Genomic DNA, 14,052 nt, shown 5'->3' with positions numbered 1-14,052 from the left:
GCGGGCCCCGGACCTCCGCCTAGCGCAGCTTGGGGTCCAGGGCGTCGCGGACGACGTCGCCCAGGAGCAGGAAGCTGAGCACCGTCGCGGTGAGGAACAGCGACGGGAAGACGAGCAGGTGGGGGTATTCGGCGAAGTAGGCCTGGGCGACGTTGAGCTGCAGGCCCCAGGAGACCTCGGGATACTGCAGGCCGACGCCCAGGTAGTCGAGGGTGGCCTCGCCGGCGATGACGTTGCCCACGTTCAGCATGGCCACCACGAAGACCGGGGCGATCGCGTTGGGCAGGATGTGCTTGAACATGATCCGCCGGTCGCTCGCGCCGAGCATCCGGGCGGCGGCCACGAAGTCCATGTCGCGGACCGCGATCACCTGGGCGCGCATGAGACGGGTCATCGTGGTCCAGCCCAGCACGACCAGCACCAGGGTCATCGCCCAGACGCCGTGGTCGGGGAAGGCGATGAGGATCACGGTCGCGCCCAGGACGAACGGGATGCCGAAGAACACGTCCGTGAGGCGGGAGATGAACGCGTCCATCCAGCCGCCGTAGTAGCCGGCGAGCATGCCCAGCACGACCGAGATGAGCAGGGCGAAGGCCGTCACCGCGATGCCGATCAGCACGGAGGCGCGGGTGCCGTGCACGATCTGCGACCAGTATTCGCAGCCCTGCGTGTCGTAGCCGAACACCGCGTCGCCGATCGGGCCCTTCTTCGACATCCGCAGGTTGCAGCCCTCGTTCGGGCCGAACGAGGCGAACAGGTCGGGCAGCAGGGCCATCGCGGTGGCGACCACGAGGATCGCGGCCGAGAACCAGAAGATCACCCGGTGGCGCAGCTCCAGCCAGGCGTCGTACCACAGGGACCCGGGGCGGGTCCGGACCGTCTCGGCCTCCATGACCTGGGTCTCAACCACGGCGGATCCTCGGGTCGAGCACGCCGTACAGGAGGTCGACGAGCAGGTTGACCAGGATGAAGATCATCACGAGCACGGTGACGATGCCCACGACGACGGGCCCCTCCTGGAGCTGGATGGACTGGAAGACCTGCTGGCCGATGCCCGGCAGGTTGAAGATGCCCTCGGTGACGACCGCGCCGGCCATCAGGTTGCCGAAGTCCACGCCGAGGAAGGTGATCACCGGGATCAGCGAGTTGCGCAGCGCGTGCCTGCCGATCACCCGCCTGCGGCGCAGCCCCTTGGCGCGCGCCGTGCGGATGTAGTCGGCCCGCATGTTCTCGATCAGGCTGGTGCGGGTCAGCCGCGCCACGTAGGCGAGGCCGAAGGAGCCCAGCACCATGCCGGGCAGCAGGTAGCTGACCGGCCACCCCTCGTCCACGCCCGCGGTCGGGAACAGCGAGAGGTTCAGGCCCAGCGTGATCTGCGCGGTGTAGCCGACGACGAAGACCGGGACCGCGATGACGAAGGTGGTGCCGGCCAGCACCGCCGTGTCGGCGATCCCGCCCCGGCGCAGCCCCGCGATCACACCGAGGCCGATGCCGACCACGAGCTCGAAGATCCAGGCGGTGACGGCGAGCTGGGCGGTGACCTCCCAGCGGCCCTGGAGCAGCTCGCTGACCGGCTGCCCGGTGAAGGTCTCCCCCAGGTCGCCCTGGAAGGCGTTGAGCATGTAGATGCCGTACTGGACGACCAGCGGGTCGTTGAGGTGGTAACGCTCCCGGAGCGTGTGCAGGACCTCGTCCGGCAGGGGCTTGTCCCCGGCCAGGGCCACGATCGGGTCACCCGGCAGGGCGAAGACCATCGCGTAGATCAGGAAGGTGGTGACGAAGAAGACCGGGACGGCCTGGAGCAGCCGGTGGAGCGCGTACCTCACGTCCCCGCCCCGCGGGGAGACGTCTCACGGGGAGACCCCGGAGCGGCGGGCTCCGGGGTCGTGGGTGCCTCGTGGATCAACTACTTCACCGTGATCGTGTCGAGGTTCGGGCTGTAGGCGTCGATCTGGACTCCGCTGATCTTGTCGGAGTATCCGGCCTGGTCCTGCCAGTTCCACAGCGGGACCATCGGCATCTCGCTGAGCGCGAGGTCCTCGGCCTTCTGGTAGAGCGGGATGCTGGCCTCCATGCTGGCGGCCGAGTTGGCCTGGGTGAGCAGGTCGTTGAACTCCTTGCTCTCCCAGCCCATCCGGTTGCCCTCGCCCCACATCGGCTGCAGGTAGTTCTGCGGGCTCGGGTAGTCCATCACCCAGTTGTTGCGGTACGGCCCGTCCTGCTTGTGCGCGCGGAGCGTGGACAGGTAGTCGGCCGCCGGGATCTTGCGGAACTGGATGTCGGCGATCCCGAGGTTGTCCTTGAGCTGGTTGGCCACCGCGGTCATCCACTGCTCGTAGCTGGGGTCGGCGTTGGAGAAGTAGAGGTTCATCGTGCCGCTGAACCCGCCGGCCTTGTCGAACAGCGCCTTGGCCTTCGCCTTGTCGAAGACGCACGCCTCACCGCAGGCGTTCTCCCGGTAGCCCGGCACCAGCGGCGCCACCAGCGAGCCCATCGGCTTGAAGTTGCCGTTGAAGACGGCGTCCACGATCGCCTGCCGGTCGATGGCCATCGAGATGGCCTTGCGCAGGTCGGGGCTCTGGAAGCGCTTGTCGTAGACCGGGAAGCCGAGGTAGTCCATGGTCCCGCTCGGCGTGGCCACGAACCGGTCGGCGAGCAGCCGCTTGGCCTCCGACGTGCTCGCCGGGGGGATCGTCTGGATCAGGTCCACCTTGCCGGCCCGCAGGTCCACGTAGGCGGTGTCGCGGCTCTCGTAGATCTTGAAGTTGACCGAGGCGGACTTGGCGGGCCGGGGCCCGGCGTAGCCGTCGAACTTCTTCACCTTGATCTGCCGGTTGCGCGCCCACTCGCCGTCCAGGGCGAAGGGGCCGTTGCCGATCGGCTTGACGTCGTAGGCCTTGAGGTCGGCGAAGGCGGCCTTCGGCATCGGGGCGAACCCGGTGTAGGCCAGCGTGATCGGGAACTGGCTGAACGGCGCGGTCAGCGTCACCTCAAGGGTGGTGGCGTCCACGACCTTCAGCCCGCTCAGCTTGTCGGTCGTGGGCTTGGGCGCCTCCTCCGAGCCCTCGGGGGCCTCGGGGTTCAGCTTGTCGTAGCCCTCGACGTTCTCGAAGTAGTAGTTGTTGGTCCACGCGTTGGGACCGTAGGCCGCGGCGTTCCACGCGTCGGCGAAGCTCTCGGCGGTCACCGGCTCGCCGTTGTGGAACTTCTGCCCCGGCTTGAGCTTGATCGTCCAGACCTTCTGGTCATCGCTGGTCACCGACTCGGCGGCCCGCATCTGCGGCTGCCCCTTGGAGTCGATGAACACCGGCAGGTCGAACAGCGCCTGCAGCACGGTGATCGAATAGCTGCTGGAGGTGTTGCCGGGAGTCAGGTGGTCCGGCTCCGTCAGCCCGACGGAGAACTCCTTCGCGCCCTGCTGCCCTCCGGCACTCGGCGCCGGGGATCCACCGCACGCGTTCACGGCGAGCATCGTCGCCAGGAGGACGGCAGAGCCTCGTGTCCTCGTCCAGACCGTCACTGTTCCTCCCAGGGGGTATTGCGGGAGAGGGTAAAGACGCTTACAAGGCGAGACATCGGATAATTTACGTATTCCCTCCCCACGGTAACTTGGGGCACTCTGTGCACGGAGGAGACCCATGGACCAGATCACCCTGAGCCCGCGCCACCTCCATGCGTTCACCGAGGTGGGTTTCCAGGTCGCCGGGCGCAGTGGCGCACCCGGCGCGATGCGCGCCCTGCGCGAGGTCATCGCGCTGGAGGCCTACGAGTTCGTCGCCTACGACCCAGCGACGGGACGGCACCGCAGCCTGGTCTCCGACGGCTACGCGCGGGTGGACGGCGACGCCGCCGAGGAGTACGTCCGGCTCGACTCCTACCGCCGGGCCATGGACTCCCGGGTTCCGCTGGTCATGGGCGCCCCGGGCACCGAGCGCTACTTCCGGCGCCATCTGGAGCCGTACGGCTGGCGTGCCGGGCTGACCACTCCCCTGTTCCTGACCGAGGGCCGCTACACCGGCCTGCTCCATCTGAACGCCCGCGACCCCGAGGCCTTCTCCGCCGAGACCAGCACGCTGATCAGCGCCGTCTCCCCCACCCTGGCGCACGTCACCGACCTGAGCCGCTGCGTGATCGACCCCGTCGGACTGCCGCCCGGCTTCAACGCGGCGGCCTTCGACCGGGGCGGCACCCGCAGGGACGTCACCGACACCCCTGCCTCGGAGGCCGTCGCGGCCGAGCCGGCGATGGCCGAGCTGGCACGGGAGTTCATCGACTCCCGCGAGCTCAACCGGCGCGGGCTCTGGCTCGACGGGACCGGGCAGTGGCGGGAGGTGCGGCTGCTGCGCGCCGGTGTCGGGCCGCACGGCGCCATCCAGGGCGCGGTGATCGCCGAGCGCCCGTGCGCCCTGCCGTACGAGCTGACCGGCCGGGAGATCGAGGTGATCACCCGGGTCGCCCTCGGTGACTCCAACCCGCAGATCGCGGCGGCCCTGGTGCTGAGCGTCCGCACGGTCACCACCCACCTGGAGCACATCTTCACCAAGCTCGGCTGCGAGAGCCGGACCCGGCTCACCACCAAGGCCCTCGCCGAGGGCCTGTGCCGGCTGTTCGTCTGACCCCCGGGTTCCGGCGCCCGCCCGAGCCCCGCCCCCGGCCCGCCCCCCGCCGCCGCTCCGGGGACCGCCGTCCGTGCCGGAACCGGCGCCCGTCCGGGCCCCCGTCCGTCCGGGGTCCGGTCCCGCCGGTTCTCACCTGACGCCGGCCAGCCGGTTCTTCGGCACCCCGGCCAGTTCCAGCACGAGCTCGAACCAGACCTTGTTGGCCCCCGCCTCCCGGACCAGGCCCCAGCGGTGCGCCAGAGCCTCCAGCAGGGGCAGGCCGCGGCCCCCCGTGGCGTCCGCCGGGGCGTGACACACGCAGGGGGCGTTCGACGATCCCGCGTCCTGGACGCAGACCCGCACGGCCTCCGAGGAGTAGGCGACCGTGACCGTGAACACCCCGCCGTCCCCCGACCGGGAGTGGACCACCGCGTTGGTGGCGATCTCGCTGGTCAGCAGCACGCAGTCGTCGTGGAGGGGATGGTCACGGCCCAGGGTCATCGAGACCAGCCGGCGGGCCCGCACCACCTGGTCGGGGGAGCCCGCCAGGCGGAGAACCCATTCATTGCCTTCATACTCCGACGAGTCCATCCGGCCCCTCCGATGCTGTTCGCGCCCATGGGAAGACGCGGAGCTCAGGAAGGTAGATGTCTCGGAAAAGTACGAATGAGATCACTTACCGGATAGACAGGTGGGGCTTGCCAGACGGGCCTCCGCCTGCGTGCCCGCACCTGCCGCCACGTGCGGCTCCATCCGTCACAGCCGGTGCCAGCGCGCCTGGAAGAAACAGTAGGCCGCGAACAGCAGCAGGCCGATCGCGACGACCCCGAGGAGCCACGGGCCGGCGGGGGTGTCGGCCAGCGCGCGCAGCGTCGAGTCGACGCCCTTGGCCTTGTCGGGGTCGTAGGTGATCGCGGCCTGGATGACGAAGACCCCGGCGACCGCGGCGATCACGCCACGGGCGAGGTAACCGGCCATGCCGAGCTTCTCGGCGAGCTCGCGCGCCTTCGGGGGCATCTCACCGGTACGCAGGTCCTCGAGGAACTTCTTCTTCCAGCCCTTGTGGACCCAGTAGGCGCCCAGGGCGATCAGGCCCAGCCCGACCAGGCCCACGATGAACTGCCCGCCGGGCAGGTCCATCAGCTTGGCGGTGAGGTCCTTGGAGCTCTTGTCGGTCGAGCTGCCCGCGTCGCCCCGCAGCAGCAGGCTGAGCAGCGTCGCGACGATCAGCCCGTAGACCGCCGTGTGCGCCGCCGCCTCGACCCGCTTCTTGGCCTCACCGCGGCCGATGATCGCCTCCGAGAGCTGCCAGAGGGTCAGGGCGGCGAAGCCGACGACCATCAGCCAGAGCAGCACCGTGCCGAAGGGCTGCTCGGCCACCATCTCGACCGCGCCGGTCTTGTCGGCCTCCTTGCCTTTACTCCCGCCGCCGAAGGCGATCTGCAGGGCCAGGAAACCGATCAGCCCGTAGAGGACGCCCCGGCAGGCCAGGCCGAGCCGGGCCAGCCTGTCCAGCGTCTGACTGTTCGCCGCTCTGCGCGCGGCGCCTTCCACCTGAGCGCTTTTCATAACCACGCGCTCTTACCTGGCAAAGAGGAGGTAAACCTAGCCTTCCGGCATGGCGTCCAGCCTGCGCAGGATGACCCCCTCGCGCAGCGCCCACGGGCACACCTCCAGCTCCCCCACCCCGAACAGGTCCATCGTGGCGTCCGCGACGATCGCCCCGGCCGGCAGCTGCGGCGCCCGCCCGTCCGACACCCCGGGCAGCCCCGCCCGCTCCCCCGCCTCCATCTTGACCAGCCGCTCCGTCCACTCGGTCAGATCGGCGTGCCTGAGCACCCGGCGGACGGCCGTGCCCTCGTGCGAGGGCGCGGCCCCGGCGATCCTCGCGAGCTGCCTGAACGTCTTGGACGTGGCCACCGCGTGGGTGGCCTGGCCGTACCGTGCCACCTCGCCCACCGTGCGGGCGATCTCCGCACGCACGTGCCTGCGCAGCGCGCGCACCTCGTCGGCCGGGGGCGGGTCGGCGGTGAACCAGTCACGGGTGAGCCGTCCGGCCCCCAGCGGCAGCGACACCGCCACGTCCGGCTGCTCGTCGATCCCCGAGGCGATCTCCAGCGACCCGCCGCCGATGTCCAGCACCAGCAGCCGTCCCGACGACCACCCGAACCACCGCCGCACGGCCAGGAACGTCAGCCTCGCCTCGTCCTGGCCGGACAGCACCTCGATGTCGGCCCCGGAGCCGGCCTTGATCCGGCCGAGCACCTCCTCGCCGTTGACCGCCTCCCTGACCGCGGAGGTCGCGAAGGCCATGAGGTCCTCGACCCCCTTGTCCTCGGCGAGCCGCAGGGCCTTCTCGACGAACTCCCGCAACCGCGCGGCCCCCTGCTCGGAGAGCCGGTTCCCCTCCTCCATGTGCTCGGAGAGCCTCAACTCCTCCTTGTGGGAGTAGGCGGGCAGCGGCCGAGCCCCCCGGTGGGCGTCCATCACCAGCAGATGCACCGTATTAGAACCAATGTCGAGAACACCCAGTCGCATGGGTCGAAGTTACTACCGTTCCCGCTGTCCGCCGTCCGCCCGGCAGCGCGTTTGCCGCGCCCTCCCACGGCGCATGTCATGGACACGGGCCGGGGCGAGCTCGTGCTCCGCGTCACCCCGTGACCCGCCGGCACGGGAGGCCGCCCACGGCGAGAGAACCGGCCCGGGGTGGGATACGCAAATCGCCATATGGGTACAGAACATCCGAAAAAGGAAAAAAGGGGTGAATATGAGCAAACCTCGCGGGCCGACCATCGGGCTCCTGGGCTCGTACGGTGGCCGCAACGTAGGGGACGAGGCCATCCTCACCAGCATCCTCAGCAGCATCCGGAAAGGACGCCCGGATGCCTCGACGGTGGTGTTCTCCCGGTCCCCCGAACACACCCGCATCCACCACGAGGGCGTCGACGTGGTCGGGTGGGAGGGGGTCAGCCGCGAGCCGGCCTCACAGATCGTGAGCCGCCTGGACGTGATGGTCCTCGGCGGTGGAGGCATCCTCTACGACACCGAGGCCCGCCGCTACCTGAGGCTGGTCCGGCTCGCCCAGGAGCAGAACGTCCCGGTCTTCACCTACGCGCTGGGCGCCGGGCCGCTCACCGACCGCCTGGACTGCATGATGGTGCGGGAGACCCTCACGGCCACCACCACGATCACCGTCCGCGACGAGGAGTCCAGGCTGGTCCTGGAGGAGGCCGGGGTGATGAGCACGATCACGGTCACCGCCGATCCCGCGCTCCTGCTCGAACAGGAGGAGTTCGGCCACGACCTGCTCCGCGCCGAGGGGGTGCCGGAGGGGGAACGGCTGGTCGGCATGAGCGTGCGCGAGCCCGGCCGCGCCGCCGAGCACCTGGACTCGCAGGGCTACCACGAGCTCCTCGCGCACGTCGGAGACTTCCTGGTCCGCCGGCTCGACGCCTACGTCGTCTTCGTCCCGATGGAACGTGACGACATCCGGCACTCGCACGCGGTGCTGTCCCACATGAGCGCCGCCGACCGCTGCCGCGTGCTGCACGGCAACTACCGGCCGCGGCAGATCCTCGGCCTGGTACGGCACCTGGACCTCGTGGTCGGCATGCGCCTGCACTTCCTGATCTTCGCCGCGCTGCAGGGCGTGCCGTTGCTGCCACTGCCCTACGCCGGCAAGGTCTTCGACTTCGCCCAGCAGCTGGGGGCGCCCGCTCTCAGCGGGGTCGTCAGGGAGGCCGCAGGACCGCTGCTGGCGGAGGTCGACCGGGTATGGGACGAACGGCCCGCGCACACCGAGCGGATCAACGCCCGCACCCCGGCCCTGCGTGCCCGCGCCGCCGCGACGGCGGAGCACTTCCTGTCCCAGCTCGACATCATCTCACCGCGCACCACCGTCTGGGGCCCGGCCGCGTAGGCCCCGCGGACATCCGTCCGGAGCCCGGCCGCACAGGCCGCACCCACCCGTCCGGCGCCCGGCCGCACAGGCCGTCGCGCCCACTCGTCCAGCCGGCCGCACAGGCCGTACCCACCCGTCCGCGGCCCGGCCACGCGGGGAGCCGGGGGCGGAGCCCACCGGGTCCAGGACCGCGCGGGCCGGGTCCGGACCGAGCGAACCGGGGAAGCACCAGGGATGAGCCAGCCACCACTGGAGCAACCAAGGGGTGTCCCACCGTCCAAGGCGATGTGGGCTCCCCTGCGTCACCGCCTGTTCCGCGCGCTGTGGATCGCCCAGCTCGTGTCCAACACGGGGACGTGGATGCAGACCGTCGGCGCGCAGTGGCTCATGGGCGACCTGGGCGGCGACGCGCTGGACATCGCCCTCGTGCAGACCGCCGCCACGCTCCCGATCTTCCTGCTCGTCGTCCCCGCCGGCGCGCTGGGCGACATCCTCGACCGGCGCCGCCTGCTGCTGACCAGCCAGGTGATCACCTTCACCGGCGCGGCGGCCCTCGCGGCGCTCACCGCCGCCGAGGCCACGACGCCGGCGCTTCTGCTCGTGCTGACCGGCGCGATGGCCGTCGGTCAGGCCTTCGCCGTGCCCACCTTCCAGGCCATCCAGCCGGAACTCGTCAGGCTGGACGAGATCCCGCAGGCCGCGCTGCTCAACGGCGCGAACGGCAACGTGGCGCGGGCCGTCGGGCCCGCGCTCGGCGGCGTGCTCATCACCCTCGCGGGGCCGGAGGCGACGTTCGCCCTCAACGCGCTGTCCCTCTTCGGCGTCACGCTGGTGCTGTACGTCTGGAAGCGGCCGCCCGACCACCGCCCCCTGGGCGCGGAGCACATCCGCGACGCGATCCGCGCGGGCGCGCGCTACGTCCGCAGCGCCCCGGAGTTCGCCTCGGTCCTGTGGTGCTCGGTGGTCTTCACCCTCTGCGCCAGCGGGATGTGGGCCCTCCTGCCCGCCCTCGCCCGCGGTCCCCTCGGGCTGGGCGCCGGGGGCTACGGACTGCTGCTGGCCGGTGTCGGCTCCGGCGCCGTCATCGGCGCGTTCGCGCTCCCCGTCGTCCGCGGGCGGGCGGGACCGAACACGCTCGTGGCCGGTTCGACGACCTGCTACGCCCTGGCGATGACCGTCATCGGCACGGTCGAGAGCATGCCGATCGTCCTCGCCGCCCTGGTGGTGGCGGGTCTGGCCTGGATCACCGTGCTGTCGACGCTGAGCGCCTCGGCCCAGCTCCTGCTCCCGGAGTGGGCCCGCGCGCGGTCGCTGGCCTACTACCAGCTGGTGTTCATGGGCGGGCAGGCGGTGGGGTCGCTGGTGTGGGGAGTGGTCGCCGACGCGCTGACCCTGCAGGCGGCCTTCCTGCTCCCGGCCGCCCTGCTCATCCTGAGCACGCCGATCGGCGTGTCGCGCGTGCCGCTGCCGACCGAGCACTTCGACATGAGCCAGGTCAGCCACTACCCCGAGCCGCCCGACGACCTGCAGCACGGCAGGGGGCCGCTGCTGGTCGTGGTCGAATGGCGGGTCAGCCCGGAGAACGCCGAGGCGTTCCTGGAGGTGATGCGGCAGATCGGCCGGGCCCGGCGGCGCACCGGGGCCACGATGTGGAGCATCTTCCAGGACATGGAGGAGCCGACGCTCTATCTGGAGACATTCACCGCCGAGACGGCGCACGAGCACCTGCGCCAGCACGTCGAACGGGGCACGGCCATGGACCAGGAGCTGGACCTGCGGGCACTGAGCCTGGTCATGGATGGCCAGTTCCCTGAGGTGCGCCATCTGATCTGGGCCTACGCGCCCATGCCCGGCGCCGAGACCAGGGAGCCGGAGTTCAGGTCGATCGTGTCGATGCTCCGTCCCCGCTGAGACCGGCCGCGCCCCGTCCCACCGGGATCGAGCTCCCCGCCGGTCATCGCCGCGGCCCCGAGCACCTCGCCCGGAATGACCCCACATAACCAATCAGGTGATATTTCATGATTTTTGCGGAGACGCGGGGGCCCTCCGCCCGTGCGAGCCCTTGAGGCTTCTCAGCGGGCGGCGGCGATACGGGTGACGGCTTCGGTGAGCGTCTGCGGCGAGCAGCCGAAGTTCAGCCTCGCGAATCCGATGCCCGCATCGCCGTAGCGGTGTCCGGCGTTCAGAGCGACCCTGGCGGCGGCGAGGATGTGTTCGGCGGGGTCGCCGCCCCAGCCGAGGGCGCGGAAGTCGATCCAGGCCAGAAAGCCCGCCTGCGGTTGCCCGTAGTGGACGCCGGGGAGCAGTTTCGCCAGCAGCTCGTCCAGCAGTCTCCGGTTGCGGTCGAGGACGTCCAGGACCTCGGCGAGCCATTGATCACCGTGGTTGAACGCGGCCACCGTGGCGAGCACTCCGAGGTGCCCGGTGCGGTAGAGCGAGTGCGGCGACAGGCGGTCGACGTGCCGTTTCGGCACCGGGCCTGCGGTGATGACGGTGGCCGCCTTGAGCCCGGCCAGGTTCCAGCCCTTGCTGGCGGACAGGAACGAGAACCCCCAGCGCCTCGCCTCATCCGATACCGACAGGAAGGGGACGAACTCGGCCCCCGGCAGGACGAGCGGGGCGTGGATCTCGTCGGACAGCACGTAGACGCCGTACCTGTCGGCCAGCTCGGCGAGCGCGACCAGGTCCTCGCGCCGGTGCACAAGGCCGACGGGATTGTGCGGGTTGCACAGCACATACGCGGTGGCATGGCCGGCGAAGGCGCGTTCCAGGGCGTCCAGGTCGAGCCGCCATCCCAGCGGTCCCCCGGCCAGCGGCGCCTCGACGACATGGGCCCCGACCTCGCGTACCCACCAGGAGAACGGCTCGTACACCGGCGGGCTGATCACCACGCGGTCTCCGGCGCCGACGACGCGGCGCAGCGTCTCGACGATGCCGATTCCGACGTCGGCGACGGTGCGCACATCGTCGGCGTCGATCCTCCAGTCCCAGGCGCGCCGGGCGTAGGCGCTGACCGCGTCCGCGAGGTCACGGGTCGGTGCCGCGTAGCCGGTGTCCGACCGGTCAACCGCCTCGTGAAGGGCCCTGGCGACCGGCTCCGCCAGCGGGAAGTCCATCTCCGCGACCGGAAGGGGCAGGACGTCGTCCGGGAAGGTACGCCATTTCGCGCTCCGGCGCTTCCTCAGCTCCGCAAGAGGGGGGATCGAGAGGTTGCCCATGGTGAGCTCCTGAAGGTCTTCGCAGGGATATGACGGCGGCGGCCGGGGACGGCGTCGTTCGACGCGTCGTCGGCGCGTTGACGGGATCTCCGGCCCGGGAACCCCGCCGATCTTCCGGGCAGGCCCGGGAACCCCGCCGATCTTCCGGGCAGGCCCGGGAACCCCGCCGATCTTCCGGGCAGGAGTCCGGCGCGCCCCGATGACCGGCAAGTGATCCCAGGGGTTGGTCTGCCGTCACTCCTCGATGATCGGTGCCGCGGAGCCCGTTCCGCTTCCGATAAAATGACAATTAATGTCGGAAATCCGCCATAATCCGCGTGCGAGCACAGGTCTCCGCCCCCTGCCCGCCGGCGCCGGAATCGACGCTCACTGGCACGACGAGAACCAGATCGTCTACGCCGGCCGCGGCGTGCTGTCGGTCACCACCGACGCGGGCAGCTGGATCGCCCCCGCCATCCGGGCGATCTGGATCCCGGCCGGAACCGTCCATGAGCATCGCGCCTACGGCGACACCGACCTCCACCTGGTGGGACTGCCGGTGAAGGACAACCCGCTGCGCCTGGACCAGCCCGCGGTCATCAGCGTCGGCCCGCTGCTGCGCGAGCTGATCATCACCTACACCGAGCAGCCCGCCGACCTCACCGCCGAACGCCGCCGCCTGCGGGCCGTCCTGCTCGACCGGCTCCGCCACTCCGCCCAGCAGCCCGTCCACGTGCCCGCCGCCCGAGACCCGCGCCTGGTCGCGGTGTGCGCGATCCTCCGCGACAACCCGGCCGACAACCGGACCCTGGCGCGACTCGGTGCCGTGGCCGGCGTGAGCGACCGCACCCTGACCCGGCTCTGCAGAGCCGAACTCGGCATGAGCTTCCCGCAATGGCGCACCCAGCTGCGCCTGCACTACGCCCTGCTCCTGCTGGCCGAGGACACCCCGGTCACAGCCGTGGCCCACCGATGCGGCTGGGCATCCAGCAGCGCCTTCATCGACGTCTTCCGCCGGGCCTTCGGCCACACCCCCGGCACCCACCGCGCGCTGTCGCCCACCGCGACCGCCCCGAGACGCGCCCTGCGCGAAACCCTCGATCCGGCCGGCGGCTCACCCGGACCCGGCGGCCGACGGACCTCGATCTGACCCGGAAACCGGACCTCGGACGGGCAGGCGGCAGCGGCCCTCAGCCGGTGATCGTGGGATGAGGCCGCGAGTGCGGGAAGCGGTCAGGCGGCAGGTCGCCGGCTGGGTCGGACCAGGGTGCCCTTCTTGCCGGCGAGCCGTTCGGGCTGACGGACCGGGTCGCGCTCCCGGCCGGTTCGTTGAGCCGGCCGGGAGCCGGGACCCCGGCCCCGGGCGCCCGCCCGGTCCCGGGAACCGACACCCCGCTACGACGTACGACGCCGGAAAGACCTCCCGACGGGACCTCACCATGACCGCCCGACGGCGACGCACAGGTCGCACAGATCTACGGGAGGACAGGGTCCACCGCGCCTCATGCGTCGCCGGCGCTCAGCGGGCGCCGCCGTTGATGTAGATGGTCTGACCGCTGACATAGGAGGCGTCCTCACTGGCCAGGAAGGCGACCACCGACGCCACCTCCTCGGGCGTCCCCACCCGGCGCAGCGGCGTCCGCTCGGCGGCCGCCTTCTGGTGCTCCTCGGCGGAGGAGCCGACACGCTCGGCGGTCGCCGCGGTCATGGGGGTCGCGATGTATCCCGGCGCCACCGCGTTGACGTTGATGTTGTACGGCCCCAGCTCGATCGCCAGCGTCGCGGTGAGCCCCTGGATGCCGGCCTTGGCCGCGGCGTAGTTGGCCTGCCCCCGGTTGCCGAGGGCCGAACGGCTGCTCAGACTGACGATCTTCCCGTATCTCTGGGCCACCATGACCTTCTGCGCGGCCTGGCTGCAGTTGAAGGCACTGGTGAGGTTGACGGTGAGCACCGAGCTCCAGTCCTCGGCCGACATCTTGAAGAAGAGGTTGTCGCGGGTGATGCCCGCGTTGTTCACCAGGATGTGCAGCCCGTTCAGCTCGGCCGCCACCCGCTCGAACACGGCCTCGACCTCCGGCTTGACGGCGACGTCGCAACCGTAGGCGCGGGCGAGGCCGCCCTTGGCGGTGATGGCGTCGACGGTGGCCTGCGCCCTCTCGGCGGTGAGGTCGACGACCGCCACGGCCGCGCCCTCCTCGGCGAGGCGGGCGGCGATCGCGGCGCCGATGCCCTGGGCCGCGCCGGTGACGACGGCGACCTTGCCAGTGAAGCGACTCATGTTCTGCTCCTGCTTTCGTGTCACGGAGGCCGAAGGGCCGGCCCCGGGCCTCCAGCCCGGCGCGTCCTGCCCCACTCC

12 protein-coding genes are annotated in these 14,052 nt (G+C 70.8%); 4 read left to right on the top strand and 8 right to left on the bottom strand.

The features are described 5' to 3' along the window. Positions 1-19: 19 nt before the first annotated feature. The 3 genes from SROS_RS15280 to SROS_RS15270 all read right to left on the bottom strand — a co-directional run bounded on the left by SROS_RS15280 (position 20) and on the right by SROS_RS15270 (position 3,520). Positions 20-910, bottom strand: a complete 891-nt coding sequence (locus SROS_RS15280) for an ABC transporter permease (RefSeq protein WP_012889843.1) — start codon at positions 908-910, stop codon at positions 20-22. After that, positions 903-1,826 (bottom strand): ABC transporter permease, encoded by a 924-nt coding sequence (locus SROS_RS15275; RefSeq protein ID WP_012889842.1) that lies wholly within the window; start codon positions 1,824-1,826, stop codon positions 903-905. Before SROS_RS15275 ends, SROS_RS15280 begins: the two co-directional genes overlap by 8 nt. An 80-nt stretch (positions 1,827-1,906) precedes the next feature. Beyond that, a complete protein-coding gene (locus tag SROS_RS15270; RefSeq protein ID WP_012889841.1) occupies positions 1,907-3,520 on the bottom strand; it encodes a peptide ABC transporter substrate-binding protein in 1,614 nt (537 codons plus the stop codon). Positions 3,521-3,638: 118 nt separating this feature from the next. Between SROS_RS15270 and SROS_RS15265 the strand changes: the two genes are divergently transcribed. Beyond that, positions 3,639-4,616, top strand: a complete 978-nt coding sequence (locus SROS_RS15265) for a LuxR C-terminal-related transcriptional regulator (RefSeq protein ID WP_012889840.1) — start codon at positions 3,639-3,641, stop codon at positions 4,614-4,616. Between the two features lie 132 nt (positions 4,617-4,748). On the opposite strand, the gene SROS_RS15260 is transcribed toward SROS_RS15265, so the two are convergent. The 3 genes from SROS_RS15260 to SROS_RS15250 all read right to left on the bottom strand — a co-directional run bounded on the left by SROS_RS15260 (position 4,749) and on the right by SROS_RS15250 (position 7,136). Further along, positions 4,749-5,189: an ATP-binding protein gene (locus tag SROS_RS15260; protein ID WP_012889839.1), complete on the bottom strand. Its 441-nt coding sequence runs from the start codon at positions 5,187-5,189 to the stop codon at positions 4,749-4,751. Between the two features lie 165 nt (positions 5,190-5,354). Beyond that, positions 5,355-6,167, bottom strand: coding sequence for a DUF1206 domain-containing protein (locus tag SROS_RS15255; protein WP_012889838.1), 813 nt, complete (start codon positions 6,165-6,167; stop codon positions 5,355-5,357). A gap of 36 nt (positions 6,168-6,203) precedes the next feature. Continuing rightward, the gene (locus SROS_RS15250; RefSeq protein WP_012889837.1) at positions 6,204-7,136 is read right to left on the bottom strand and encodes a Ppx/GppA family phosphatase; all 933 of its coding nucleotides are present in this window, start codon (positions 7,134-7,136) and stop codon (positions 6,204-6,206) included. Between the two features lie 229 nt (positions 7,137-7,365). On the opposite strand from SROS_RS15250, the gene SROS_RS15245 reads away from it, so the two are divergent. Further along, complete coding sequence (locus SROS_RS15245; RefSeq protein WP_012889836.1) at positions 7,366-8,517, top strand: polysaccharide pyruvyl transferase family protein; 1,152 nt, start codon at positions 7,366-7,368, stop codon at positions 8,515-8,517. 216 nt (positions 8,518-8,733) lie between these two features. After that, positions 8,734-10,410 carry an MFS transporter gene (locus SROS_RS15240; RefSeq protein ID WP_043652074.1) on the top strand — a complete coding sequence of 559 codons (1,677 nt, stop codon included), beginning with the start codon at positions 8,734-8,736 and terminating at the stop codon, positions 10,408-10,410. A gap of 161 nt (positions 10,411-10,571) precedes the next feature. Here the strand turns inward: SROS_RS15240 and SROS_RS15235 are convergent, their stop codons facing one another. Further along, positions 10,572-11,717 carry a MalY/PatB family protein gene (locus SROS_RS15235; RefSeq protein ID WP_012889834.1) on the bottom strand — a complete coding sequence of 382 codons (1,146 nt, stop codon included), beginning with the start codon at positions 11,715-11,717 and terminating at the stop codon, positions 10,572-10,574. 292 nt (positions 11,718-12,009) lie between these two features. On the opposite strand from SROS_RS15235, the gene SROS_RS15230 reads away from it, so the two are divergent. Beyond that, on the top strand, positions 12,010-12,846 hold the full coding sequence (locus SROS_RS15230) for an AraC family transcriptional regulator (RefSeq protein WP_012889833.1): 837 nt from the start codon (positions 12,010-12,012) through the stop codon (positions 12,844-12,846). A 369-nt stretch (positions 12,847-13,215) separates the two neighbouring features. Here SROS_RS15230 and fabG read toward each other — a convergent pair whose 3' ends face one another. Next, on the bottom strand, positions 13,216-13,974 hold the full coding sequence (fabG, locus tag SROS_RS15225) for a 3-oxoacyl-ACP reductase FabG (protein ID WP_043652072.1): 759 nt from the start codon (positions 13,972-13,974) through the stop codon (positions 13,216-13,218). Positions 13,975-14,052 lie beyond the last annotated feature (78 nt).

Source organism: Streptosporangium roseum DSM 43021 (assembly GCF_000024865.1).
GTDB classification, from domain to species: domain Bacteria; phylum Actinomycetota; class Actinomycetes; order Streptosporangiales; family Streptosporangiaceae; genus Streptosporangium; species Streptosporangium roseum.
This window is presented reverse-complemented; position numbering and strand designations above follow the sequence as displayed.

Coding starts and splice junctions, on each gene's coding strand:
- SROS_RS15265 (WP_012889840.1), top strand. CDS start 3,639: ATGGACCAGATCACCCTGAGCCCGCGCCACCTCCATGCGTTCACCGAG.
- fabG (WP_043652072.1), bottom strand. CDS start 13,974: ATGAGTCGCTTCACTGGCAAGGTCGCCGTCGTCACCGGCGCGGCCCAG.
- SROS_RS15260 (WP_012889839.1), bottom strand. CDS start 5,189: ATGGACTCGTCGGAGTATGAAGGCAATGAATGGGTTCTCCGCCTGGCG.
- SROS_RS15230 (WP_012889833.1), top strand. CDS start 12,010: ATGTCGGAAATCCGCCATAATCCGCGTGCGAGCACAGGTCTCCGCCCC.
- SROS_RS15235 (WP_012889834.1), bottom strand. CDS start 11,717: ATGGGCAACCTCTCGATCCCCCCTCTTGCGGAGCTGAGGAAGCGCCGG.
- SROS_RS15245 (WP_012889836.1), top strand. CDS start 7,366: ATGAGCAAACCTCGCGGGCCGACCATCGGGCTCCTGGGCTCGTACGGT.
- SROS_RS15255 (WP_012889838.1), bottom strand. CDS start 6,167: ATGAAAAGCGCTCAGGTGGAAGGCGCCGCGCGCAGAGCGGCGAACAGT.
- SROS_RS15240 (WP_043652074.1), top strand. CDS start 8,734: ATGAGCCAGCCACCACTGGAGCAACCAAGGGGTGTCCCACCGTCCAAG.
- SROS_RS15250 (WP_012889837.1), bottom strand. CDS start 7,136: ATGCGACTGGGTGTTCTCGACATTGGTTCTAATACGGTGCATCTGCTG.